General features: G+C 50.0%; 17 protein-coding genes and 2 tRNA genes. 7 read left to right on the plus strand and 12 right to left on the minus strand.

Annotated elements, in window-relative coordinates; genetic code table 11:
- Window positions 1-48: 48 nt before the first annotated feature.
- Window positions 49-2,229, minus strand: coding sequence for a tetratricopeptide repeat protein (locus B7982_RS04295; protein ID WP_088659691.1), 2,181 nt, complete (start codon window positions 2,227-2,229; stop codon window positions 49-51).
- 334 nt (window positions 2,230-2,563) lie between these two features.
- Here B7982_RS04295 and leuA2 point away from each other — a divergent pair, with 334 nt between their 5' ends.
- The 4 genes from leuA2 to B7982_RS04315 all read left to right on the plus strand — a co-directional run bounded on the left by leuA2 (window position 2,564) and on the right by B7982_RS04315 (window position 7,751).
- Window positions 2,564-4,117 carry a 2-isopropylmalate synthase LeuA2 gene (leuA2, locus tag B7982_RS04300; RefSeq protein WP_088659692.1) on the plus strand — a complete coding sequence of 518 codons (1,554 nt, stop codon included), beginning with the start codon at window positions 2,564-2,566 and terminating at the stop codon, window positions 4,115-4,117.
- An 84-nt stretch (window positions 4,118-4,201) separates the two neighbouring features.
- Window positions 4,202-4,564, plus strand: coding sequence for a hypothetical protein (locus B7982_RS04305; protein WP_088659693.1), 363 nt, complete (start codon window positions 4,202-4,204; stop codon window positions 4,562-4,564).
- 112 nt (window positions 4,565-4,676) lie between these two features.
- Entirely contained in the window at window positions 4,677-6,407 is a 1,731-nt protein-coding gene (locus B7982_RS04310) for a fibrobacter succinogenes major paralogous domain-containing protein (protein WP_088659694.1), read from the plus strand.
- A 12-nt stretch (window positions 6,408-6,419) separates the two neighbouring features.
- Window positions 6,420-7,751 (plus strand): pyridoxal phosphate-dependent aminotransferase, encoded by a 1,332-nt coding sequence (locus B7982_RS04315; RefSeq protein WP_088659695.1) that lies wholly within the window; start codon window positions 6,420-6,422, stop codon window positions 7,749-7,751.
- An 87-nt stretch (window positions 7,752-7,838) separates the two neighbouring features.
- Here the strand turns inward: B7982_RS04315 and B7982_RS04320 are convergent, their stop codons facing one another.
- A complete protein-coding gene (locus tag B7982_RS04320; protein ID WP_088659696.1) occupies window positions 7,839-9,608 on the minus strand; it encodes a glycoside hydrolase family 9 protein in 1,770 nt (589 codons plus the stop codon).
- A gap of 226 nt (window positions 9,609-9,834) precedes the next feature.
- Between B7982_RS04320 and B7982_RS04325 the strand changes: the two genes are divergently transcribed.
- Window positions 9,835-11,970, plus strand: a complete 2,136-nt coding sequence (locus B7982_RS04325; protein WP_088659697.1) for a pectate lyase — start codon at window positions 9,835-9,837, stop codon at window positions 11,968-11,970.
- Between the two features lie 260 nt (window positions 11,971-12,230).
- A complete protein-coding gene (locus B7982_RS04330; protein WP_233138368.1) occupies window positions 12,231-14,957 on the plus strand; it encodes a cellulase family glycosylhydrolase in 2,727 nt (908 codons plus the stop codon).
- A 300-nt stretch (window positions 14,958-15,257) separates the two neighbouring features.
- Here B7982_RS04330 and tgt read toward each other — a convergent pair whose 3' ends face one another.
- The 8 genes from tgt to B7982_RS04370 form a co-directional block, all read right to left on the minus strand.
- Complete coding sequence (gene tgt / locus B7982_RS04335) at window positions 15,258-16,397, minus strand: tRNA guanosine(34) transglycosylase Tgt (RefSeq protein WP_088659699.1); 1,140 nt, start codon at window positions 16,395-16,397, stop codon at window positions 15,258-15,260.
- Window positions 16,398-16,564: 167 nt separating this feature from the next.
- A tRNA-Leu gene (locus B7982_RS04340) sits at window positions 16,565-16,648 on the minus strand.
- Between the two features lie 224 nt (window positions 16,649-16,872).
- Window positions 16,873-16,956, minus strand: a tRNA-Leu gene (locus B7982_RS04345).
- Between the two features lie 99 nt (window positions 16,957-17,055).
- Window positions 17,056-18,417 carry a UDP-N-acetylmuramoyl-L-alanine--D-glutamate ligase gene (gene murD / locus B7982_RS04350; RefSeq protein WP_088659700.1) on the minus strand — a complete coding sequence of 454 codons (1,362 nt, stop codon included), beginning with the start codon at window positions 18,415-18,417 and terminating at the stop codon, window positions 17,056-17,058.
- A 39-nt stretch (window positions 18,418-18,456) separates the two neighbouring features.
- A complete protein-coding gene (locus tag B7982_RS04355; RefSeq protein WP_088659701.1) occupies window positions 18,457-19,659 on the minus strand; it encodes a hypothetical protein in 1,203 nt (400 codons plus the stop codon).
- Between the two features lie 90 nt (window positions 19,660-19,749).
- Window positions 19,750-20,247, minus strand: a complete 498-nt coding sequence (secG, locus tag B7982_RS04360) for a preprotein translocase subunit SecG (protein ID WP_088659702.1) — start codon at window positions 20,245-20,247, stop codon at window positions 19,750-19,752.
- A gap of 33 nt (window positions 20,248-20,280) precedes the next feature.
- Window positions 20,281-21,042 carry a triose-phosphate isomerase gene (tpiA, locus tag B7982_RS04365; RefSeq protein WP_072827325.1) on the minus strand — a complete coding sequence of 254 codons (762 nt, stop codon included), beginning with the start codon at window positions 21,040-21,042 and terminating at the stop codon, window positions 20,281-20,283.
- A gap of 238 nt (window positions 21,043-21,280) precedes the next feature.
- Window positions 21,281-21,724 carry a hypothetical protein gene (locus B7982_RS04370; protein WP_088659703.1) on the minus strand — a complete coding sequence of 148 codons (444 nt, stop codon included), beginning with the start codon at window positions 21,722-21,724 and terminating at the stop codon, window positions 21,281-21,283.
- Window positions 21,725-21,804: 80 nt separating this feature from the next.
- On the opposite strand from B7982_RS04370, the gene B7982_RS04375 reads away from it, so the two are divergent.
- Entirely contained in the window at window positions 21,805-22,791 is a 987-nt protein-coding gene (locus B7982_RS04375) for a hypothetical protein (protein ID WP_088659704.1), read from the plus strand.
- Here the strand turns inward: B7982_RS04375 and B7982_RS04380 are convergent.
- Entirely contained in the window at window positions 22,711-23,499 is a 789-nt protein-coding gene (locus B7982_RS04380) for a hypothetical protein (RefSeq protein WP_144065914.1), read from the minus strand. The two genes, B7982_RS04375 and B7982_RS04380, sit on opposite strands and share 81 nt — an antisense overlap.
- A 198-nt stretch (window positions 23,500-23,697) precedes the next feature.
- Window positions 23,698-24,798: a recombinase RecA gene (gene recA / locus B7982_RS04385; RefSeq protein WP_088659706.1), complete on the minus strand. Its 1,101-nt coding sequence runs from the start codon at window positions 24,796-24,798 to the stop codon at window positions 23,698-23,700.
- Window positions 24,799-24,826 lie beyond the last annotated feature (28 nt).

Genomic DNA, 24,826 nt, shown 5'->3' on the forward strand with positions numbered 1-24,826 from the left:
AATTCTAGCCCGACTTAGTCGGGGTTTCTTTTTGACTTTCTTTCCGCTTTATTCTAAATCGCTTAAATCTTCGATGGGCGGATTATCATAAGGTCGATAAGGTCGAGGATGTGGTCGAGGTGGACCCAGTGGAAAGCCTGCATCATCCAAGATACGTTTACGGTTGGATTCGAAGCGGTCACTTTGGATAGCTCTCTGCATGAACGAAGCGTAATCTTCTATAGCCTGACTGGCCTTGTCTAACGTCGGACGTAATGCTTTACGCTTGCTTTCCACACGTGGCGTCGGTAACTGGCTTGCAAAATCCAAGGCAAGAACCTGAACGGAGTCGAACAGGCTCTGCATTGCATCGTAAGCCTGACGAGCACTGTCGCGAGAAGCGACGGACACAATTGGCTGTTCCGTGCGATTTTCAGCCTGATTCAAGGCTTCAATGGCATCCTGATAATTCTTCTTGATGAACTGGCAGTAACCGACCACGAGATATGCTTCAGATACGAGGAAAGATTCAGGAAGGTTGTTTATAATCCATTTGGCGTACTTTATAGCTTCATCCGGCTTGTTGGCCTTGATAAAGGCCCATGCGATACCGAGCATCGCTTCGTCGAACACCGGAGAGTCTTTTGGGACTTGACCATACATCTGAGCGGCCGCTGCGATGTCCGGCTTTTCACCAGAGAAGAAGAGGTGGCCGAGCTTGACTTTGGCGGCATTCTGTATGTCACGTTCGGACTTGTTGGAAACCGGCTGTTCCGTAATATCGCGGAAACAGTTCTCGGCTTCGTCAAACTTGCTCATTCGACTGTTAGCGATACCCATGGTATAGCGGGCGTAGAGGTAGTTCGCATTACCAAGAAGGATGGATGCGTGTAGGTCAATGGATTCCTGATAGAGACCCTGTTCGAACTTGATCTGACCGGCAATGTAGTCTGCGTCAGCCTTCGCATCGCTTTTGCCGAACTTCTGGGCGAAAATCTGGTACTTGTTCAAAGCTTCCGTGTACTTGCCTTCCTTATAGTCCATGTTCATCAACTGAAAGTGATACTTGGCGAGTAGGTTACTCTGCGGATAGCGCTTGATGGCGTCGCGGTAAATTTCCCTAGCCGCTTTGTGCATACAGAGGTTTTCAAAGGACTTTGCCTCGTAGAATGCGGCCTGGTCCACAAGGCGGAATGTCGGGTACTTGGTCTGGATTTCACCGAAGGCGTATGCAGCGTCCAAAAACTGACGGTTCAAGTAAAGGCTCTTTGCTGCATTGTAGTCATTTTCGGGTTCGGTTTTCAAGCGACGATAACGTTCTTCGCCGATTTTTTCTTCGCGGGTGTCACCGAATCGGGTCGTGAGCTTGGCTGCCCACACAAAACCACGGTTCTTTTTAGCCCTGAGGTCGTCGTGGGACATTTCGAGATCAAGAGCGAGGTAACGGAAGATGCTCAAGTCCTTGAAATTAATTGTCGCTCCGAGGACCGGATTGCCTTCCTTTGTAAAGCGAGCGCGAATCCCGAGGTGCGAAAAAAGATAATAGGTCAAGGAAAAGCTCATTTCGAGGTCGCAACCCTTGCCTTCTTTAGAATCGTGGATGAGGTCCAAAATGGAGAATTCGGCCTTCAATTCGAGAAGACGATTGAATCCGCGATAGAACAAAGAGAGGTTCAAATTCATCGGAAGCTTGTAAGCGTCATCAGCTTCGTCGACAACCGGAGCTAGCAGGTTCTGCACAGCAACGCCGATGAGCAAGTGTCCATACTTTGAAGACGCAAGCGGGTTCCAGCTCATGCCTACATCAGCATTAACCTTGAGCTGATAGTTTTTATCAAACTGGTTGATGTAAAGTACATCGAGATTGACGCCAAGAGAGAGTAAGTGGAAAAGTCTGTACGCGTAACCAAACTGAGCTGCAATTTCGCTATAAGATTCGCCGCCTTCAATGGGCGCATCATTTTCAAAAAGGGAGATGCCCAAAGTGTGCTTGTAGTCAATCGGGTACGTCAAGCTGACGTATTCCTGGCTAGTTTCGCCATCAGTGGAGCTAAAGAATGCTGCGCTGAATTCGAGCTGATCGGCTTCAGAAATCCCAGCCGGGTTCACATACATCGAGGTGTTGCCTCCAAATTCGGCAAACCAATCATTTTGCTGATACTGCGTGTCGGTGGATTTTGCAAACGAAGAGGTGCAGGCTACGGCAAGTCCGATAGCGGACATCTTGATGAAATCAACTCGCAACTTCATTTTATCTACGTTTGAAAAACTCTTTTATAAAACCTACTTCTCCAATATACATTATTTTGTGTGAAATAACCAACAATTGGGCTTGCTCCCCCCTTGCCATTCCTCTCGAAACTTTGTATATTCATGCACATGAGAAAAACCTTGAACCTTCTACTTCTACTTAGCATCGCTACCGAAGCGAGGTTTTAGGGATTTTTCAAAGATTTTCAAAGAATTTAAACCTAAAAGCGCCCGCTTCGAGAACGAAGCGGGTTCTTTTTTATGGTGAAATTCTATTTTTGGAATTGAAAAATTAAAGGAACTTTGCGGTCTTGAAGCCGGCAAGGAGATAAAAATGACTGAAACGAGAAAACCATTCTTCTATGACGTAACACTGCGTGATGGTAACCAGGCTCTTCCGAAGCCCTGGAACAACGCCCAGAAAAAAGATGTTTATCTGTTGCTCTTGAAGCTCGGTGTGCAAGGTGCCGAAGTCGGTTTCCCTGCGTCTAGCGAAATGGATTTTGAATCGGTCATGGAACTTGCAAAGCTCACCGCGCAGATGGCGGAAGAAGGCGATGAAACCGCAAAGAACGTCGTGGTTTCGGGCCTCGCTCGCTGCATCGAAAGCGATATCCAGCGCTGCTGGGAAGCGGTCCAGTACGCTCCGCATCCGCGCATCCATACGTTCCTCGCGACAAGCCCCTTGTCCATGGAAAACGTGCTGCACATGACGCCTGAACAGGTCAAGGAAAAGGCCGTGAAGTGCGTGAAGTTTGCAAAGTCGCTCGTTGGTGACAAGGGCGATGTGGAATTCAGCGCTGAACATTTTGGCGACTGCCTCGAAAACATGGATTTTGTGATCGACGTTCTGAAGGCTGTTGTCGAAGCCGGTGCTACGACGATCAACCTGCCGAACACGGTGGAACGTTACCGCCCGAAGCTCTATGTGGATCAGGTCAAGCAGGTTTACGAAGCTCTGCCCAAGAACATCACGATTTCTGTGCATTGCCATAACGACCTCGGCATGGCAACGGCTGCTACTGTCGAAAGTTTCTTTGTCGGTGCAACTCAGCTGGAAGTCGCCTTGAACGGCCTCGGCGAACGTTGCGGCAACACGAACTTCTACGAAGTGGCTATTGGCCTGCACAATTCCGGTGTCGAAACGGGACTGCATCTCGAACGCATTTACGAAACTGCAATTCTCGTGAGCCACTGGAGCGGCGTGCCTATATACATCCGCGCTCCGTTGATCGGTACCGAAGCCATCGTCCACCGCAGCGGCATCCACCAGGATGGCGCTTCCAAGACGAAGGACATGAAGAAGGGCGCTTACCGCCCGATTGATTACTCGATCATCGGCCGTAACCAGAACGATACGCTCAGCTTCACGAGCCAGAGCGGCCGCACCGCCGTGTACGAAATCATCACGAAGTTCGGCTACAAGATGACCTTGCAGGAAGCTTCCAAGTTGCAGCCGGTGCTGAAGCGCTTGAGCGAAGCCGAAGGCGAACTCAGTGCCGAACGCGTGCTCGACGTGTTCCGCGAACAGTTCGTCAACGTGAACGGTCGCTTGGTGTTCAACAACATCGAAGTTATCCCGGACGAAAACCGCTTCATTTTCCACTTCAAGAAGGATGGTGAAGCGCTTGTGAAGTCCGTGACGGCCGAAGGTCCGATCGAAGCTGCCCTCATGCTCATGCGTGAAATCGGCATGCCGGTCGAGCTTGTGAAGTACCGCCAGCTCGTCGTTCCTGAAAAGGATAAGCTGTGGGCAGGTCGTGGCTTAAGCCGCATTGTCTTGAAGGCTAACGGCGAAGAAGTTGAAGGTCGCGGTGTCTCGAGCGATACGCTCAAGGCGAACATGCGTGCTCTCTTCGGCGGCGTGAACTTGCTGTATAAGAAGTAAACAAAGAAGTGTAATTCCCGCCGGAGCCTGTGCTGAGCGCAGTCGAAGTAAGCGGGAATCTCCTTCTTGAAAAACGGAGAAAATATGTTAGAACAACTGAAACGCCCTTTCAAAAAAGTCTATGGCAAGGTGCGCTCCTATGTCAGCCGTTTTGTCGGACCCGTCAAGGATTCGGTGTCTAAGTTGTTCGCTTTGATTCCCGGATTCAAGGCTTTCGCCGGTTCCGAAGACTTGGCTAATGCAAACGATGCTGACGGCGCCGTGGATGGCGAAAATGGCAAGGTTGCAAAGCCTGGCCTTCGTGCAAAACTCAAGAACTTTAAGCAATCTCTTAAGGGGTTGAGCGATGTTCAAAAGCTTATTCTCCTTACGATTGCCGTTGTGCTCCCGGCGGGTATTGTCCTCGCGCTTGCCCTTGCAAGCTTCTTGAAAAAGCGCAAGAAATAAACACGTTGGCTGTGCATTTTTCAATCGCACTCCTCATATAAAGTCCGCCTTTGTGCGGATTTTTTTTGCCTAAATAAATTTTGTATATTTACAAAATAAGGAAGGAGTGTTTATGAATAAGCGCATTGCGTATTTTTCTTTCGTCTGTATTCTTTTGTCTAGTTTCATTGCTTGTGGTGATGATCCATTGACAGTTACCATTCCCGAAAATAGTTCGGAAGCAGAATCTAGCAGCTCCGTTGAATCATCCTCAGATTCTAGCAGTTCTAAAAAAGAGGAACCTAGCGAAAAATCGAGTTCCAGTGCAAAATCTTCTAGCAGTTCTAAAAAAACTCAGTCATCAAGCTGCAGCTTGGCTAGCTCGAGTTCTGTAAGTTCTTCTAGCTCTAAGAATGTTGTCGAAAATTATCCTGATGCCGAAGTGCGTGTTTCCGGAACTTACGATTGTTCCAAATATTCTTGCGTTACAACTGAGTTTTTGAATCAGAACATCCTCGAAGCTAAAGAGTACGGCGAAGTGCTCGATCCGCGTGATGGCAAGGTTTACAAGACTGTTCAAATTGCCTCTCATGTATGGATGGCGCAAAACCTGAATTACGAAACAGAAGAAAGTTACTGCTATAAAGGCGAAGACGAGTATTGCGCTAAGTATGGCCGTCTGTATAAATGGAGCGATGCCGTAGATAGTGCAGAATGTGATTACGGAACATTCTGTTCTTTATCGACAAATGTGCAAGGCGTTTGCCCCAATGGGTGGCATTTACCGTCTGAAGATGAATGGAAGAAATTGTTTGAATTTATAGGAACTTACGGTTCTACCACCAATATTATGTGGGCTGGCAAGAAGCTCAAGTCTAGGACCGGTTGGCAAGGTGACGGCAACGGTGCCGATGATTATGGATTTTCGGCTTACCCGACTGGGTATAAGGTGAGTGTTAGTGGAAAGTCTGCGATGGAAGGCACTAACATGTACGCATGGACCGCGACGGAATACGCCAAGGATGGTGCAAAGTATGTGAAGATGTCCCACAATCTTGATGAAGTTGGGTTTTATCAGAGCAAGGAAGCTTTGTTATCTGTCCGTTGTCTGAAAAATAGTCGTTCCGCATCCGGAGAATGGGCGATCCTTCCCAAGTTCCAAAGTGACTATGGCGAGGTCATAACCTCTAAGGACGATTATCTGAATCCCGATGTTTATTATGATTCAATCGTTGACCCCCGCGATGGACAGGTCTATAAGACTGCGAAAATTGATAGCATGGTGTGGATGGCTCAGAATCTGAACTACGCCGATAGCGCCAAAACGCCGAGCCTTTTGGGGCAGTCTTGGTGCTACAATGATGATGATAGCTACTGCAAGGTGGGCGGTCGCCTTTATACTTGGGCTGCCGCGATTGATTCTGTCAAGCTCGCTACAAGGGAGAATAATCCGTTGACGTGTGGCTTAGGGGAACACTGCAAATTTAATGATGAAAAAGTGCAGGGGCTTTGCCCGGATGGTTGGCATTTGCCAAGTGAAAGGGAATGGTATTCCATTATGATGAAGCTTGGAACCCAGACCGGTGCTGGTGCAGCTCTCAAGGCTCAACACGGGTGGAGAGCCAGAAATGGCTCGGACGATTTTGGCTTTTCTTTTTTGCCTGTTGGCGGTCGTTTTTCCAGTCGAGATGGCAGTTATCCTGACAATTTTAATTATGCTGGAGAAGAAGCGTTCTTTTGGGCATCGACTTCTTATGATGAGGAGCGCGCTTATCGTATGAATGTTACTTATTCAGGTGATATAGCTCATTTGGGTTATTATCCCAAGTATTTTGGTCATCCGATTCGTTGCGTGAAAAACTAAATTTGAGCTATCATGCTCTCGTCTCGACTTCCAAAAGACCTTTCTCCATCGCCCTTCTTTGCTGAACTGGAACGCGCAAAAGCCGATGCTTTTGCAGAGTGCGCAAACGCGGATGCGCTTCCGTTTATCGACATGACGGTAAGCTCGCCTGTGAAGGCTGGTTTGCCGGTGGATTTGGATGATGCGGTTGATGAAGGTCGTAAAGCTTTTGGCAATTGGAGTCCAGATGCGGCGGGTTGGAAGTCGGCTCGTGAGGCGGTGGTGGAATATTACCGTGAACGCGGTGGTAACTTTACGGCAGGGCAAATCATCCTTACCGCAAGTACGAGCGAAGCTTATTCTGTGCTTTTCAAGACGTTCTGCGATCCGGGCGATGTGATTTTGACGCCGATGCCCGGCTATCCGCTGCTTGATACGCTTGCGCAACTTGAGCATTTGGAATGCGCACCGTATTTTTTGAAGTTAAAACGAGAGACAGCATCGAGTGCTGCGCGTTCTCGCAATGACAAAACGCCTGCGGGAAAGACTGCGAAATTCCGTTTTGTCCTGGATTCCGATAGCCTCTTGGCGGCGCCGGAACATGCAAAAATCTTGCTTCTCGTTTCGCCGCATAACCCGACGGGTCATTGTGTCTCGCGCGAAGAATGGAACGAGGCGGTGCGATTCTGCGAAGAGAACAATATGATTCTCGTCGTCGATGAAGTCTTTGGCGATTACGCCTTCTCGGATAAAGTCTCGCGCACTTGGCAATATGTTTTTGGCGAGAGGGAGAATGTCATCCTCGACCCTGGAATGCCTAGCGCGATAGGGGAGGGAATCTGGGATGCTGGTGGAGGCGACTTTATCAACCTTCCCGAAAACGGTCCGAAGTGCCCAATCTTTTGGCTGAATGGTCTCAGCAAAGCCGTTGGCTCGCCGCAGCTAAAGCTCGGCTGGATGGCGTTCTACGCCCCGCGCGAAAATTTCGAAGAAATTCGCGCGGCTCTCGAATTCGTCGAAGACGCATACTTGAGCGTCTCGGCGCCAGCGCAGGCGCTTGGCATTTCGCTTTTGCCCAAAGCCGCCGCTTACGAATCCAAGGTCCTTGATCGCTTGCAGCAGAATTGGCAGACGCTCCGCGAAGCGTTCCCGTCCAAGTATTGCCCTGAAGTTCTCGGTGGCTGGTACGCTGTTGTGCGTCTTGGCGAAGACGATGAAGAACTCACGCTTCGCTTGCTTCGCGAAAAGCATGTGCTTGTACAGCCGGGCTTCTTCTTTGATTTCGATGAAGACGGTTGGGTCGTGATGAGCTTATTGCAAGACCCTGCGATTTTCAAAGAAGCGATTCAACGCATTAAGCAATAACGCAAAAAAGCCCGCGCATCTGCACGGGCTTCTTCAATCAAATTGTTTCGAGTGTTGCGCACTCTCGCAAACTGCGGCGGAGCCGCTTTAGTAATTATTCACCTTGAATGTTTTTGCGGCGTTCTTGGATGTAACCTTGATAATTTGTACGCCCTTGTTCTTGAGGCTTATATTCAGGCTTGCGCCCTTGCTCATTATTTCCTGCTCAATCTTTCCGTTGAGGCCAAATACCTGAACCCTGAACGGGTCGGAATTTGTGCTGTTGACGGTGATGGAAGAGACTCCCTGAACAACGCTGAATGTGTTTGTCTTCAAGATGCGTCCACCGATGATGGCGTCTTCTTTCGGCTGTTCTTCAGGAATTTCGACGTCACTTGCGACCTTTTCAACCGGAGCCTTCTTGCTCAAGATGTATCCGAGTGCGCCAACGAGCGGAGCGTTCAAGTCCACACAGACTTCGTTCACCTTCCAGTCAGCGGTAGAACCGTTGTGGCTGCCACTCGTGAAGTCACCTGCAATCATGCCGCCCAAGAGCTTGTTCTTTTCCGGAGGAGAACCTGCGCCATTGACATCGCGACCCGGGTCTTCGTTACCGTAGTAACCACGGTGATGCGGTCTTGTCGGGGCGTTGGCTCCATTGCGGCTGAAACCGACAACGTAGGATTTCTTATTGCTGTTGTCACCGAGAAGGTATGCGACGTTCTTTTCGATGGCTTCATCGTAAGAATCGTCCTTTGCAAACTTGGCGTAAAGGGCGTAGAGGTATGCGCCGCCTGCCGGAGAGCGAGTCGGGAATGTACCCGGGCCTTTGGCGTCCTTGTTGAAAATACCCTTGCTGTCAGTGACGTTGAGGTACATGTTGTCGATGTAGTTCTGCACGCCGGCGTAGTCACCGAGCGGGTTCCACCCGAAAACGAATTCGCCGAGAAGGTCCGAGAGCGGGCTTGCATCCGGGTAGCTAAAGCGGGAGAATCCGTTTTTGCCGAAGTCAATCTTGTCGTAGAAATTCTTGGCTTCGGTCTTGTAAGTTTCTTCCTTGGTCGTGCGGTAAAGTTCCAATGCGGCAAGGAACGGACCGTCTTCCCAAATGCCGTTCCACCAGCTGCTTTCGTAGAATCCTTGGGAATTCGTGACGCCCTTGTGCTTCTTGGAATAGGCAAATGCAGTCTTTGCGGCCTTCAAGTACTTGGCTCGTGCAGATTCATCGGGGTCGATACGGGCCATCACGGCAAGCATTGCCGCAGCCATACCCGGCGTGTAAGCGTCATTGGCGTTGCCTGTGATTTCGCGCGGTTCACCACCGTCACCTGTTCCGAGCTTGCTCATGGCACCTGCGGTCACCCACTTGTTGTGGTCCTGGTTTCCGTTACCCTTCACGGTCACAAAGTTGTTTTCGTCAATAGCCGCCTTGACCCAGAAATCAGCTTCGTAGCGGAGTTCTTCGAGAAGGTCGCGCACGTCGTTGGACTTGCCGCCCTTGCGGGTGTAATCCTTGCTAGCCTTGTAGTCGGTGTAATCACCGGTGTAGAGGTCGTAAAAGCCTGTCGTAAATTCGGCAAATGCGAGTGCCAAAACGTAAGAGGAGTAACCTTGGGACTGGCCATACATCACGTGGTCGCCGCAGTCAAACCAACCGCCGCTAACGTCTTTTCCATTGTACTTGTCACCGGTAAAGCTAGTCGGGTTGTTGGTGCCGTCCAAAATCCAGTTCGGACCTTCGCCAGAACGCTGTGCGCCAAAGAATCGTGTGGTCATCCATGCAGCTTCGACGTAATCGTCCGTGCTCAAAGCAGCAAAGCTATCAGTGAATGCGAGGCCAAATACAGCAAGGCCTGCTAAAAAAGTCTTTTTTAACATTGTGATCCTCTAAGGTTTCCCATCCACACTGTAGCGTCCACAATATAAAATTTTATGGAAAATTTTCACGCAAAATAAAATTCACTTTTGGGGAATATATCAAAATGCGCCGTTTATGTAACTTTTTCAATGCAATGAAAAAATATGTTGCGAAAAATTGACAAACGTTTTATATTAATCCTTGGTGTGGGGCTATTGTTTAGCCCTTTTTGTGGTGGGATGCTTTATGAAACACGTCGTTTCTGTTTTCGCGTGTGCTGGTCTTTTTGTTGTTGCCAACGCACAAGTTTCTCTTCAGACAGCCTCTGGTGCTTTAGAATCGGCTTATGCCGAATGGGCATCTGATGGTTCCGATAGCTACAACGTCTATTATTCGGGCGCTGGTGCTAGTGACGTCAAGGTGGATGCTCCGCTCATCCGCAAATACGGTTCCAAGTACCGTGTCGATGTGGTTGGCCTCAAGGCGGGTAACTACACGCTTAAGGTCGCATCTGTAAAAGGTGGCAAGGAAACTGCATCGACGACATCCAAGTCGCTGACGGTCAAGGCGCATGACCGAGCCGGTTTTGCGTTCAGCAATGGACATGTTCCGGGTGCCTACAAGGCTGATGGTACGCTCAAGGATGGTGCGGTTGTTCTTTATGTCTCGGAATCGACAAAGAACACGGTCAAGCTGGATGTCGTCACGAGCAACAAGGGCGCCGTTACGGAAAGTGTGGGCCTCCAAAATATCTTAACTTCGTTCAAGAAGGGCTATGATAAGCGCCCGCTGGTGATTCGTCTCCTGGGAAATGTGACGGACCCCGAAGTGACCGACAAGGGCGACATCACCATCGATATGGGCAAAAAAGAGGGCCTTTCGATGACTGTTGAAGGCATCGGTAATGATGCGACTGCAAATGGCTGGGGTTTCCGCGTCAAAGGAACCCAGGATTTGGAAATCCGAAACATCGGCATTATGAATGTTGATTCCGACGAAGGCGACAACATCACGCTCCAGCAGGATAACCAGTATATCTGGGTCCACAACAATGACTTTTTCTACGGTCATGCGGGTAGCGACAAGGACCAGGTCAAGGGCGATGGCGCCTTGGATTGCAAGCTATCGACTTATGTGACCTTTAGCTACAACCATTTCTGGGATAATGGCAAGTCAAATTTGCTCGGCCTTAAGGAAGGTGCCGATGGGGGCTATTACATCACGTATCACCATAACTGGTACGATCATTCCGATAGCCGTCATCCGCGTGTGCGTTACTACAGCGCCCATGTGTACAACAACTATTACGATGGCAATGCCAAGTACGGCGCAGGCTCTACGCTGGGCTCTTCCGTGTTCATGGAAGCAAACTACTTCCGCAATTGCAAGTATCCGATGATGACCTCGTTGCAGGGGACCGACGTCTATGCGAGCGGCACTAAGCGCGATCCGACGAACAACGGTACGTTCAGCAAGGAAGCGGGCGGTACAATCAAGGCTTACAACAACCACATGGAAGGCTCTTACACGTTCATTCCGTATGGCGCAAGCAAGTATACGCTCAAGGGCAAGGAAACCGCTATTGGGGATATTGATTCCAAGGTCGATTTCGATGCTTACGTGGTGACCTCGCGGGATGCTCAGGTGCCTTCTAGCGTAAAGTCCTATGCAGGGGCCAATGCGTACAACAACTTCGATACGGACAAGTCCATCATGTACAGCTACACGGCGGATTCTCCGGAACAGGCAGTGGCCAATGTGCGTGCCTACGCTGGCCGTTTGCAGGGTGGCGATTTCAAGTGGACCTTTGACAATTCTGTCGATGATGCATCTTCGGACGTGAACCAGAAACTCAAGGACGCTCTTATGGCTTATAAGGGTAGCAATGGGGAAGTGGTGGAATATCCATCCTCTAGCAGTATCGCCCAGAGCTCATCGAGCGAAGCACCGAAGTCCTCCTCTAGCAGCGTGAAGGTTGAAAGTTCAAGTTCTGCAAAGTCTTCGAGTTCTTCTGAAACCCTGAAATCTTCGTCCAGTTCCGTGGTCTCTTCGTCAAGTGAAAAAACGCAATCTTCCTCTAGCTCCAGTAGCGAAAAGGTCGAAAGCTCGAGTTCAGAAGGGACGATGGGCTTTGCAAAAGTCATGCCGACGGTGTCTCGCGAAATTTATTATGATGCCCGTTCCGCAAGCCTTGTTATAGGTGCCGCAGACATCACCCGTTTGGACATCATCGGTGTTGATGGCCGCCGAGTCAATATTACAGACATCAAGAGCGTAGGCGATGCCCGTGTGCTTGACATGAGCTCGCTCCGTGCAGGCGTCTACATCGTCCGATTCTTGACGCCTCTTGGATTGCAGACCATGAAGTTCGTGAAGAATTAAGTTTTACACTGTCTCCCCGGCCTTGTGCCGGGGTCGGTATTTGTGCAAAACCTTTGTTTATGTCATGCCCGCCGCCTTGTCATCCCGGACTCCGTTCCGGGAGGGCATCTCCCGTTTTGGTAAACATTTCTATTCAAAATGCCGTTTTTTGAACGTTTTCGAATGTTTCCAAATTAATTACAACTATAGTAACCCCATATTATATATCTTTCGCTTGGGATTTGTGATTGCGGAGATTGGGTGAACCCAAAAGGATGTTTATGAAAAAAGTCTTCGCATTATTGACGTGCGCTGCCGTAACCTCTGCCATGGCAGTTACTGCAAGCCGTGTTGGCCCTGTGAGCACATACGGTGAACTCGTCGCAAATGGTGGCAAGCTTTCTGGTTCTTGCCCGGAATACTCTCAAAAGGCTGTTCAGGTCAAGGGTATGAGCCTCTTCTGGAGCTCGGGCAACACCTATTCTACCGACTTCTACTCCGAAAAGGGCATCAACCGCTTGGTTGATGACATGGGTATCGAAGTTGTGCGTTTTGCTCTTGGTGCCGCCGACGAAAAGTTCAACAGCTCGGGCCGTTCTTACACGACGGGTGGCGAAGGCTTCCAGAAGGCTTTGCTCAAGTCCGTAGTGAACGCTGCTGTCGATAAGGACATTTACGTCATCATTGACTGGCACATCGAATCTTCTGATGGCTTTACTAACGATGCTGTCAAGTTCTTCGAATATGCAGCCCAGGAATACGGCAAGTACAACAACGTGATTTTCGAAATTTGGAACGAACCGACCGGTAGCATGGATGCTGTGAAGCAGCATGCCGATCAGGTGATTCCGGTTATCCGTAAGTATTCCGACAACCTCATCCTCGTGGGTAGCCCGGGATGGTCCAGCCAGCCGAATGCTTGCGCTTCCGCAGGCATCAACGACAAGAACTACGGTTGTACGCTCCATTTCTATGCTGCAACTCACTATATGGGCGATGGCGGTTACAACAAGGCTGCAGAAACGGCTATGGCTGCAGGCGTGCCTGTGTTTGCTACCGAATGGGGTACCGTCAATGCTAACGGTGATGGCCAGCCGGATGAAGGCTCCAGCAACAAGTGGGTAGAATGGATGGCTCAGAAGGGCGTGTCCTGGACGAACTGGAACGCTTCTGCCATGAACGAAACTTCTGCTGCATTTGCTAATGCCGTGTTCGAAAACGGTTTCACCTACACCAATTCTGGTAAGTACGTCAAGAGCAAGCTCGGTGGCGCATCTTATAAGGATTGCGGCCTCCAGAATGGTGATGCCGAAGAAGAATCCGGCTTCTCTGCTGGCGTTGCCAATGGCGCTACGACTTCCATTCTCGATGACATGGAAGATGGCGACCGTTATGGTTACCTCGGTGGTGCATGGGCTGCTGTTGAAGACCAGGAAAACGGTGGCGCAAGCTCTATTTCTAACGAAAAGATTGAAGATGACTTTGGCAACACGACCTATAAGGTTGTCTACCCGGTTAGCGGCGATACCAAGAATACGTCCAAGTATGTTGCTGCCCTTAAGGATGTTAAGATCGGTAAGGGTTCCCTTACTTACGGTCCGTACATCAAGATGTTCCTCACGCTCTTGAAGGAACCGGCAAAGGATTCCCCGAAGGCTTATGCAGACTTCTCCAAGTGCAAGACCATCAAGTACAAGTACAAGGGTGCAAGCCACAACTTCGCCATCGAAACGACCGATGTTACCGACTACAACTATCACCGCGTAAACAAGGACGCTTCTGAAGGTTGGAAGGAAGTCGAAATTACGACGGATATGTTGAAGCAGGAAACCTGGGGTGACGATTCTCGCTCCAAGCCGATCAAGATGGAAAATGCGACTCGTCTTTCTTGGGAAATCAAGGGCCTCGAAAAGGTTCCGGACGATATGAACCAGCCCAAGTATCCGTACCTCTATGTGGATGACGTGAAGTGCGACGGTCTTTCCTTCACTGCCGTTAGCGGTGGTGCTAGCGAAAATCCGAAGTCCTCTTCTAGTGCTGCAGTTGGTCAGAGCTCTTCTTCTGTTGTTGCTGGTTCTTCTAGCAGCGCAAAGGCAACTTCTTCTTCTAGCGCAATCGTTCCGGGTTCTTCTGCTACGGTTACCTACAAGACTGTTGTCGATATCGACGACGTTGAAGATCTTGATGAAGTTCTCAAGACAAAGGGTACCTGGTATGCTTACACGGATAAGGAACCGGGTGGAAAGTCCTCTATTTCTAACGTCTATGACCAAAAGCTCGGCGGTTATGTGGTTGCTTTCCCGGGCACACAAGATCCGACGAATGGTACCAAGGGCTTTGTTGGCTTGAAAGACATCAGTTGGGATCAGGGAACTTACACGGAAGCTCCGTTCGTGGCTCTTGGCCTCAACACCAATGCTGATACCTCTAAGGGCATTGACTTGAGCAAGTGCGGTGCAATCAGCTACCGTTACAAGGGTTCCGCTCATACCTTCAAGGTTCAGGATGGTTCTGTGACGGACTACGCTTACCACGAATATCCGCTTGATGATTCCCAGGATTGGAAGACCATGGTCATCAATGTCGAAGACATTGCTCAGCCGAACTGGACTCAAGATCCGAAGGACCTCAATTGGGGTGCTATCAAGAAGATGGCTTGGGAAGTCATTGGCTACAAGGGCATTGTTTATCAGCCGACAATTAACTACCTCTATGTGGACGATCTCAAGTGCGTCGAAGTGCCGAAGGTCGGCATCAAGACGGTTGCTCGTGCTGCTAGCGGTATCAAGGTTGGCTTCAAGGGCAATATGCTCAACGTGAACTTCAGCAAGGCTGGTGAAGCTCGTATCCAGGTGTTCGACATGATGGGTCACGTTGTTGACAGCCGCGTTGCTAACGTCTCTGCCGGTGCAAACCAGTTCTCTCTCAAGAACATGGCTAACGGCAACTACGTTGTGCGTGTGATGATGAACGGTGCAGCAAAGACTGCTCGTATCTCCATCAAGTAAAGACTGATGGCGCTCCTCGCTCTCGTGTGGAGCGCTTAAGTAACCATCAAAAACGCCCCGGACTAAATGTCCGGGGCGTTTTTGCATCTATGACAAGGGAGGGCTTGCGCCCTCCCGAATTGTCATGCCCGCCACTGAGCGGGCATCTCCCTAAACATTCCTTATTGCAAGTCTCTCTGCAATACCTCGCATTTTGCCTTAGCCCATTGGGTTCGATGCCTTGCTTATCGCAAGGCATCTATGACAAGGGAGGGCTCACGCCCTCCCTAAAACCTACCTTTTCCCAAAGCACAAAGGCTTTTATTCAAGGTTCCTCTGCAATACTTCGCATTTTGCCTTAGCCCACTCTTCAAATGTATCGTCGGCGAGGTGGTCCTTCGCTTCTTGCATCAAATGCAGGTAAAAGTGCAGATTGTGGATGCTGGCGAGCGTGTAGCCGAGCGATTCGCCGGCGTGGTGCAGGTGACGCAAGTAGGCGCGGCTGAAGTTGCGGCAGCAGTAGCAGTCGCAATTCGGGTCGACCGGCTTGTCGTATTCTTCGGCATGGCGGGCTGCCTTGTAGCGGAGTACGCCTTCGCTTGTGAAGAGCATGCCGTTACGGGCGTTACGCGTCGGCATCACGCAGTCGAACATGTCGACGCCGCGACCGATTAATTCCAGCAAGTTCCACGGTGTTCCGACGCCCATCACATAGCGCGGGTGGTCTGTGGGCAAGTAGTCCGTGCAGAAGTCTGCAATCTCGTACATCGTTTCGGTCGGTTCACCGACGGAAAGTCCGCCCATGGCGTAGCCATCGGGACCAAGTTCTGCGATGCGTTCAATGGCCTGCTTGCGCAAATGCGTGTGCATGCCGCCTTGTATAATTCCAAAGAACTGCTGATCGTAACCGTGAATCGGCGGGTGCTCCTTGAGCCATTCCATCGCTTCGGCAGTCCAGCGAAGCGTGTAGTTTAAGCTGTGTTCCGCTTCCTTGACCGTGCTCGGGTACGGCGTGCATTCGTCGAGCGCCATAATGATATCCGCGCCGATTTCGCGTTGGGCGTTCATCACGCTTGCCGGGCTAAAAAAGTGCTTGGAACCGTCGAAAATGCTCCTGAATTCAACGCCTTCAGGCTTAATCTTGCGAAGTTCCTTCAAGCTCCACACCTGGAATCCACCGCTGTCCGTGAGCACCGGGCCGTTCCAGCTCATGAACTTGTGGATGCCGCCTGCGGCCGCAATTTTCGGCGTTGTGGGGCGCAAGTACAAGTGGTACGTGTTGGCGAGGATTATCTGGGCCTTGATGTCTTCCTTGAGTTGAGCGGGTGTTACGGCCTTTACGGTCGCTTCGGTGCCTACCGGCATAAAAATCGGCGTTTGGATGTCGCCGTGGTCGGTGTGCAAAACACCCAGACGAGCCTTGGATTTCTTCGACGTCTTTTTCAGTTCAAAACGGTTCATGGTCGCAAATGTAGAATTTTATGAAATGGATGTGAAGACATTTTTTTCGCTCTGTCACCCCGGCCTCTGTGCCGGGGTCGGCGTTTTATTTGTCATTCCCGCCTCCGAGCGGGAATCTCCCTTCGTGCAAAAATGAAAAAAGACTCGATTTACATCGAGTCTTTTTCTGCGGTCGGACAGACTTGAACTGTCATGAGATTGCTCCCACTAGCACCTCAAGCTAGCGTGTCTACCAATTCCACCACGACCGCGTGGTCCTTAGCGGAACGAACACAAAGATAGTATAATTTTTTGATTTTGGAAACTCTAGTTGAAAAATAATTGAAATTTTTTTTGCCTTGTCTCCCCGGCCTCTGTGCCGGGGTCGGCATTTTATTTGTCATTCCCGCCTACCTGTCCTCGCTTGACGGGGACGAGCGGGAATCTCCCTTCGTGCAAAAATGAAAAAAGACTCGATTTACATCGAGTCTTTTTCTGCGGTCGGACAGACTTGAACTGTCATGAGATTGCTCCCACTAGCACCTCAAGCTAGCGTGTCTACCAATTCCACCACGACCGCGTGGTCCTTAGCGGAACGGCACAAATTTAGTTTAAATGTTTGATCTTGTAAAGGGGGGTGCGCGCATTTTTATCAATTTTTTTGCGCGCGGGCTTTGCCTTATACCCCTTCAACAAGCTTGTCAAACACCTGTCCGCGGACTTTGTAGTTCTTGAACAGTCCAAAGCTTGCGCATGCGGGGCTCATAATGACCGTTCCGCCTTCGCCAATGTTCAAGCTGTCTGCAAATGCTTCCTCGAGTGTGGGGAAGATGGCGGTCTTGATTCCCGCTTCGTCCACGCCAGCCTTTTTTAAGTCGGCGAGCATGCGTTCGGCGGTCGCGCCGATGAGCGCCACGCGTTTCAGGTTCGGGCGCTGTTTTACGAGAATTTCAGAAAGCTCCGTGAAGTCGGCGTTCTTTTCGGAACCGCCGAGAATCAAAGCGAACGGGCGCTTCATGCTGCCTGTTGCCGCAATCGTTGCGTCCGGACGTGTGGCGTAGCTGTCGTTGTAGAATTCAATGCCGCGTTTTTCGCCCTTGAATTCCATGCGGAAGGGGAGAGTCTCGTAGCTCTTGAGCGCTTCGAACGCATCGGCGACTTTTACGCCCAAGGCCTTGCACGCAAGCGTTGCTGCAGCCATGTTTTCGAGCTGATAGATGCCACGCACTTTGCAATCGGCAAGGTACAAAGTCACACCGTCAATTGTAAGTGTTGCGCCGTCAATCACGGCGTCGCCATCACCATTGCTTGCTCCATCGGCAAGGCTTACGGCATACTTTGTCTTGGCCGGGCTTTCCGATGCAATCTTTGCTGTCGGTTCTGCATCTTTCAGATAAACGCAAGTGCTTTCGCGCTTTTGCCAACGAACGAGGTTTGCCTTGGCATCGCGGTATTCTTCAACGCTCTTGTGCCAGTCCAGATGTTCTGTCGAAACGCGTAATACAACGCCAACATCCGGGGATACGGACAAAGTCATCAACTGGAAACTCGAAAGTTCCAAAATGCTGATGCGGTCCGGAGTCTCGTCTTCGAGTAAGTCCAAAGCCGGCACGCCGAAGTTTCCGCCAATTTCGTTTTTGTGGCCGGTCTTCGTCAAAATGTGGCTGATCATGCTCACGGTAGAGCCCTTGCCGAGCGTTCCTGTGACACCCACCGTTGCTTTCGATTGAGTTTGTTCCAAGAATAGCTGAATCTGGCTCGTCATGAGCCCGCCGTTCATCTGGAAATGGAACAATTCCTGGCTCATCGGATAAACACCTGCCGAACGCACCACCGTCACGCAGTCCTTGAGACCGTCTAAATAGTTTTCGCCACTGCAAACATTGACGTTCACGCCTGCGGGCACTTCTGGGAGTGTCACCGGATTCTTGTCCATCACGACAATGTCTTTGACGCCTTCGCGGAAAAGGTAACGCAACGTGCTCTGGCCTTCAACGCCAAAACCTAAAATTCCAACTGGAGAAACAAGTGTATTCTGCATAAAAACCTCTAAAATTTTTCGCCTAAAAAATAGCAACCCTTACCACAAATGAGCGCCAAGGCCAATCATGAACATGTTCACATAACCGTTTTTCTTGAATGAATATCCGCCCATATACCTCAGTTTTAGGGCTAAATGTCCCTGAGTGCTAAATTTCGAGTCAACGCCTTTTTCAAAGCCGAAACGGAAATCGGTCTGGGCGCCTCCCAATATTAATCCTCCATACTCATTGGTTCCACCACCGCCAATGAATGGATGCAATTTGAAAATTTTTGAATCGTACAAGACGTAGCCCCAAGTGGCATAAAATCCTGTTGTTCCGGTCAATGCGACGATGCCTCTCTTGTATTGCAAGGCGAGTGCTGCGTGAAAACTTCCATCCGTAGCGGCGAATGCTTCTATGCCGATTCCGCCAGTATAAATTTTGAACTGAGCCGGGTCAAGATAATAATGATTGTCTGCTAAATTTTGTTCTAGAATTTCTTTTATCTGTACCACTTGCGGTATATATTTTGATTCCGGGAACTGGACTTTGAAAGAATCTAGCTGGCTAAAACTTTTTTTGTAAGCCTCTACGCTTGGTTCGGAGAGAATGGATATGCTCTGAATTGGGGTCCACCTGCATTTAGTGCGGCATCTAAAACCAAGCGGAAAATGTGCGATGATTTTAATTAACGCTTTTTGATCGGGCGAAACATTCGATTCTTCTATAAGATGCAGTTGTACTTTTACATTGTTAGAATCCTTTAAACTCATTCTTTTATTTAGATAGTCGCCCAAGACGTTTGGTGCCGACGGAAAATGTTTTACTTTGGGCTCATCGGTGATGTATTTGTTTATCCAGTGGTCTATGGCGAGGTCATATTTTTGCGCTATAAAGTAGAGCTGCAATTTTTCGTAATTGGTGATAAACGGGTCGTCTGGATTTTCCGGTTCGATAAGTTGCAGTAATTCGTCGGGTTCCAGATTCTCGTTCTTTAATGCGTTGTAGAGTAGGACTCTCGCGTTGTGCGTGGCTCTTTCATCTACGGCTATGTAGCTTAATAATGGGTTGGTTTCGAGGAAATCATCGGAATAGTTATCTTGTACAAAGTATGTGCCCGTCGATTGTGGATTGCCGCCTATGCTCTTTCTTTGCAGAATGTGTGTTAATGAATCCACTTCGGCAGAATTGGCGGATTGACTTGCTGAAAATCCAAAGCCGTAAACACAAAGTATTAAGAACAGAATAACTCTCATCATTTACTCAAAATACAAAAATCCGCCTTGCGATGCGCAGGGCGGACTTCTGAATGCGGTTTGACCGACTTGAAATCAAGTCAATCTAAACTTTTACTTGGCTTTCTTCTTGCCTTTCTTAGCTTTCGGGGCTTCTGCCGGAGCAGCAGCTTCAGGAGCCGGGGCGGCTTCTGCCTTCACTTCGGCAGCGGGAGCAGCCGGAGCTTCAGCCTTGACTTCAGCGGCAGCCGGTGCAGCAGGAGCTGCTTCAGCCGGGGCGTTGAAGGTTGCCGGGAGAACCGGCATTTCCGGAGCCTGTTCGGCTGCGTTTTCGCGGGTTGCCTTCTGCATGGTCGATTCTTCGACTGCCTGGTCCTGCTTAGCCGTGATGAGGCCAAGAGCGAAAACCACGATGAAGAAAATCACAGCAACGACACGAGTCAGCTTCTGGATGAAGGTCGCTGCGCCGGCGGTAGAAAATGCAGATTGCGAAGTCATGCCACCGAGACCTGCCAAACCGCCCATCTTATCGTTCTGAACGAGAACGAGGAGAGCGAGGAAAAAGCAGAGAAACACGTGGAGGACGATCAATACCCAAAAGAGAGTTGTCATTTGTGACGTTCCTTTCGTTAATATCGTTAAAAGTTACTTGGCTTCAGCAGCGTCGATGATTTCCTTGAAGGTGTTAGCCTTGAGGCCTGCACCACCAATGAGACCGCCGTCGATGTCCTTCTGAGCGAGAAGGCCAGCTGCGTTGGCACCCTTCATGGAGCCACCGTACTGAATGCGCATGCCTTCTGCAACAGCTTCGCCGTAGATTTCCTTAACAACGGAGCGGACGTAAGCCTGAGTTTCTTCAGCCTGTTCGTCGGTAGCGGTAACGCCAGTACCGATTGCCCAAACCGGTTCGTATGCGAGAACGCACTTAGCAGCGTCTTCAGCAGAAACGTCCTTGAAAGCGCCCTTGACCTGGAGGCCGAGAACTTCCTTGAGGATGCCGCCGTTGCGCTGGTCGAGAGTTTCACCAATGCAGATGATCGGCTTGAGGCCAGCTTCGAGAGTCTTCTTGACCTTGAGGTTCACGGTTTCTTCCGTTTCGTGGAAGTACTGACGCTGTTCGGAGTGACCGATGATCACGTATTCTGCACCGATTTCCTTGACCATGTCGATGGAAACCTTACCCGTGTATGCGCCCTGATCCTTCCAGTGGATGTCCTGGATAGCGAGCTTCACGTTCGTGCCCTTCACGACGTCTGCAACCTTAGCAGCAGCGAGGTAAGTCGGAGCGATCACGACTTCGGTCTTCTTCACGTCCTTGACGGCTTCCACGATATCCTTAGCGAGCTGAACGGATTCGCTAACGGTCTTGTTCATCTTCCAGTTACCAGCAATGATATACTGACGCATAATTAACTCCTTGAGAGGTTTAAAATTTAACGCGCGTAAATGTAGAAAAACCTCTTTCTGCTGTCACCCCGGACTCAGTTCCGGGGCCGCCTTTTTTATAAAAAAATCCCCTCGGCGGTTAAACCAAGGGGAGCAGTTGTTTATTTGTTTAGTTACTAGTTAGTAGTTGGTAGTTACTAGAGATTTTCATATTAAGATAATCTAGTAACTAGTAACTCAAAACTCTGAACTCAATAAACTAGTGATCGTACGTGCTAGAGCGAGAGGAGCTCGGAGCCGGAGATCCACCGTAGCGGTCACCTTCGATCTTGTCGAGAACCTTTTCGCCTTCGTAGCCCTTCAGACGAGCCTGTTCCGGGTACTTCCAGAAGAGACGCGTGATGAGCTTGCCTTCGCGAGTGAAGTATTCCCAGACCATGCCGTCAGCGGTTTCGTGATCGGGAGGTCCCCACAGAAGGTTCACCATGTCGGTCGTCATGCCTTCTTCGATGTAACCCTGCTTGAAGGTGTTCTGCAAGTGCTTGTCGATGCCCATGCTTTCCTTGGAAATGAAGTACTCGCGTTCGTATTCGTTCTGGCCGACGCCGCGTTCAATCAGCACGGGCGACGAATACTTGCTATTCGTACATCCAAAGAGCATGAGTGCACCAAAGGAAAGTGCGCACAGATGGGAAAATTTCATTGGATCTCCTTGTATTTGATGACCACAAAATAAGAATTTATTGCGCGAGTAGCTAAATAATTTTTAGATTTTACACTGAAATGAATAAGATTAACGTTTTGTTTAAAATTATTTTACTTAATGTTGCGATTTGGGGCTCATTGTGCTTTGGTGCGATAGGTGTCGACCAGTCTAATTTGGTTGGACTCCGTTATGGTCCGAACCTTTCCTGGGGCGGCATGATAAATACCCCGATAGTCTGGGGGCAGTGGGTGCCGCAGGCGAATGTCGGTTTGCGTTATACGTGGCTTGAACCCTTGGGACCGGTGAATTATGGCCAACCACTCGGCTTAGCCTCGGCATACCTCAAGATGGACGCCTCGGTCGAAGTTTCTCCGTTTTATGGGGGCTACCGCGCTGGGCTTGGTCTGCGTCCGTTCAAGGTGAACCCGCAAATTGAATTCAATTTCGTTTATGAAAGCTACTTTTATTTCAAGTCCAATTTGGAAATGGTCAATGCCGACGTAAAGGGGAAGGGCCATATTGCCGAAACTTGGAACTCTGAATACATCCTGGACCATGTGGGCAAATCGGACTCTTCTGATTTTGATTACGCACAACTTTTTGACATGAGCATCGACCTTAGCTACTCGTTGCCTCATGGCGGTTCCATTGGCGTTGGTGCCCATTATGTGCTCTCGGACATCAGCACGGATTTTGAAGGCAAAAGCTATGACTACGAACGCAATATTCCTGTGTTCAGCCGCGACTACATCATTGAAATCCAGAGCTTTGGCCGCTTCCCGGTGAACGACCTGGTGTCCATCCTTTACGAAGGCATGTACCTCAAAACCGGACTTTTGCGTAGCGGCGGAAGCGTCAGAAAGGAATCCCTGAGCTACCGAATGGTGCTTCTCGGGACCCATTTCTCATGGAATGACGGGCTTCGCAATTTTATCGTTAAAGCTGGTATGTGGAGGCGCGACAAGAAGCGCTTCTATAATGGCTCATTCGCTCAGCAATTGTTGATTCAGCTTGAGTATAAGGGGTATTTTTCGTTCCCCTTCCACAGCAATTTTTCCAAATAACTTGGGAACCGGTAAAAGAATCTTGGGCTTGACCGGTTTCTGCGTTGGGTCTGTCTCAAGAACTTTTTTGGGGTAAGCGGCACGAATCCACAGGCTTCCGCTGTAGTCTTCGCTAGACATGCTCGCGAGCGTAGGGAGGAGTTCCCCGGCGTAAGATTTCCAGTTGGCAACGGATATGTAGCGGGGCTTTTTCGGGGCGCCTCGCATGACCACCTTTTCAGGGTGGGGGAGTGAATCGACGACGACGCTCCACCAGGTGTTTGATACAGCTGTAGAAAGAACGTTGGGATTCTGGTCCGGCTTTGTGGAATCGGGACACTTGAAGTATCCGTTCGCCAAAAGCTCTAGATCGTCGAGTCTCAGGGGCGTCTTGCCGATATTTTCTCTGAGGTGGTGCAACCCGAGCTGCCTTTTGACCTTGCCTTCCTCGAATTCCATGTAGCGGAACTTGCCCGCCGTGATGTAGGTGAACGAGGGGCTGTCGTTTAGCTTTACAAAGAACGTATCAAGCGCATCATCGTGGTGGCGCCATTCGATAGAGGTGCTCGTCTTGTTTTTTTCTTCATTGACGAACTTTCCATCGATGTTTACAATCATGGACGAATTGGCCAGGAGTCGCGGACAGACTGTCTTCTTGACCCCCTGAGCCATCAATGGAATTATCGAAATGCAGATGGCGCTGACCGCCAATTTTGCGCTTTGAATCATGCAATTAAAATAGATAAATTTGCAGACTTTAAAGTTAAAGTTGCGTAAACTTGTATAAAAAGAAAACCCCGACCCATCCCAATGGCTGAAGGAAAGGCCGAGGTTTATGTTTTTTCAGGAAGAAATGTTTTTGTTTGCACTTGTCACCCCGGCCTGTCATCCCGGACTTGTTCCGGGACGAGGGGCGGCATACGCGGACTAAGCTTCTTCTTGGATAGCTTCGCCGTCACCGTCATCGCCAAGGTCAACGGCATCGTTTTCACCGAGCTTGAAGAGTTCCACGTCCTTCATGCTTTCACGAATCTTCTGTTCAATCTCGTTGCAGAGGTCTACGTTGTCCTTCAAGAAGAGGCGGGTGTTTTCACGACCCTGTCCGATGCGTTCATTGTTGTAGCTGAACCAGGAACCGCTCTTTTGGATGATGTCGAGTTCGCAGGCGAGGTCGAGGATGGAGGCTTCGCGAGAAATGCCCACGCCGTAGAGAATGTCGAATTCGCACTGGGTAAACGGAGCGGCGACCTTGTTCTTCACGATCTTTACGCGGGTGCGGTTACCGATGACTTCTTCGCCATTTTTGATGGCGGCGATGCGGCGGATGTCGATACGCTGTGTGGCGTAGAACTTGAGGGCGTTACCGCCGGTGGTCGTTTCCGGGTTGCCGAACATCACGCCAATCTTCATACGGAGCTGGTTGATGAAGAGCATGCAGGTGTTCGACTTGGAGAGAATACCGGTAAGCTTGCGGAGAGCCTGGGACATGAGGCGAGCCTGGAGGCCCACGTGGTTGTCGCCCATTTCGCCGTTGATTTCGGCCTGTGGCACGAGGGCTGCCACAGAGTCCACGACGATGATGTCGATGGCTCCAGAACGCACGAGCGTTTCGGCGATGTCCAAAGCCTGTTCACCGGTGTCCGGCTGGGACACGAGGAGCGATTCGATATCGACGCCGAGCTTGCGGGCGTAGACCGCGTCAAAGGCGTGTTCGGCATCGATGAATGCCGCTACGCCGCCGAGTTTCTGGGCTTCGGCAATGGCGTGGAGTGCAAGCGTTGTCTTACCGGAAGATTCCGGTCCGTAAATTTCGATGATGCGTCCGCGGGGGAATCCGCCTACGCCAAGAGCCATGTCGAGCTGGATGCAGCCCGTCGGAATGACAGGGATGTCTTCGACCGGCTGTTGGCCGAGTGCCATGATGGAACCTTTACCATAATTCTTTTCAATCTGGGCGATTGCGGCTTCGACTGCTTTTGCTTTTTCGCTGGAAAGGTTGCTAGTGGGTGTTGTTGTTTTCTTAGCCATTATAGACTCCGTTTTATCTTTGTTTTTT

The organism is Fibrobacter sp. UWB2, assembly GCF_002210425.1.
Classification (GTDB): Bacteria; Fibrobacterota; Fibrobacteria; order Fibrobacterales; family Fibrobacteraceae; genus Fibrobacter; species Fibrobacter elongatus.

What these genes read in the sequence shown, in the direction of transcription:
- leuA2 (WP_088659692.1), top strand. Translation starts at nt 2,564, where the DNA reads ATGACTGAAACGAGAAAACCATTCTTCTATGACGTAACACTGCGTGAT.
- murD (WP_088659700.1), bottom strand. Translation starts at nt 18,417, where the DNA reads ATGCAGAATACACTTGTTTCTCCAGTTGGAATTTTAGGTTTTGGCGTT.
- B7982_RS04375 (WP_088659704.1), top strand. Translation starts at nt 21,805, where the DNA reads ATGAATAAGATTAACGTTTTGTTTAAAATTATTTTACTTAATGTTGCG.
- B7982_RS04315 (WP_088659695.1), top strand. Translation starts at nt 6,420, where the DNA reads ATGCTCTCGTCTCGACTTCCAAAAGACCTTTCTCCATCGCCCTTCTTT.
- B7982_RS04355 (WP_088659701.1), bottom strand. Translation starts at nt 19,659, where the DNA reads ATGATGAGAGTTATTCTGTTCTTAATACTTTGTGTTTACGGCTTTGGA.
- B7982_RS04320 (WP_088659696.1), bottom strand. Translation starts at nt 9,608, where the DNA reads ATGTTAAAAAAGACTTTTTTAGCAGGCCTTGCTGTATTTGGCCTCGCA.
- tgt (WP_088659699.1), bottom strand. Translation starts at nt 16,397, where the DNA reads ATGAACCGTTTTGAACTGAAAAAGACGTCGAAGAAATCCAAGGCTCGT.
- B7982_RS04330 (WP_233138368.1), top strand. Translation starts at nt 12,231, where the DNA reads ATGAAAAAAGTCTTCGCATTATTGACGTGCGCTGCCGTAACCTCTGCC.
- B7982_RS04370 (WP_088659703.1), bottom strand. Translation starts at nt 21,724, where the DNA reads ATGAAATTTTCCCATCTGTGCGCACTTTCCTTTGGTGCACTCATGCTC.
- B7982_RS04380 (WP_144065914.1), bottom strand. Translation starts at nt 23,499, where the DNA reads ATGATTCAAAGCGCAAAATTGGCGGTCAGCGCCATCTGCATTTCGATA.
- recA (WP_088659706.1), bottom strand. Translation starts at nt 24,798, where the DNA reads ATGGCTAAGAAAACAACAACACCCACTAGCAACCTTTCCAGCGAAAAA.
- B7982_RS04295 (WP_088659691.1), bottom strand. Translation starts at nt 2,229, where the DNA reads ATGAAGTTGCGAGTTGATTTCATCAAGATGTCCGCTATCGGACTTGCC.
- B7982_RS04305 (WP_088659693.1), top strand. Translation starts at nt 4,202, where the DNA reads ATGTTAGAACAACTGAAACGCCCTTTCAAAAAAGTCTATGGCAAGGTG.
- secG (WP_088659702.1), bottom strand. Translation starts at nt 20,247, where the DNA reads ATGACAACTCTCTTTTGGGTATTGATCGTCCTCCACGTGTTTCTCTGC.
- B7982_RS04325 (WP_088659697.1), top strand. Translation starts at nt 9,835, where the DNA reads ATGAAACACGTCGTTTCTGTTTTCGCGTGTGCTGGTCTTTTTGTTGTT.
- tpiA (WP_072827325.1), bottom strand. Translation starts at nt 21,042, where the DNA reads ATGCGTCAGTATATCATTGCTGGTAACTGGAAGATGAACAAGACCGTT.
- B7982_RS04310 (WP_088659694.1), top strand. Translation starts at nt 4,677, where the DNA reads ATGAATAAGCGCATTGCGTATTTTTCTTTCGTCTGTATTCTTTTGTCT.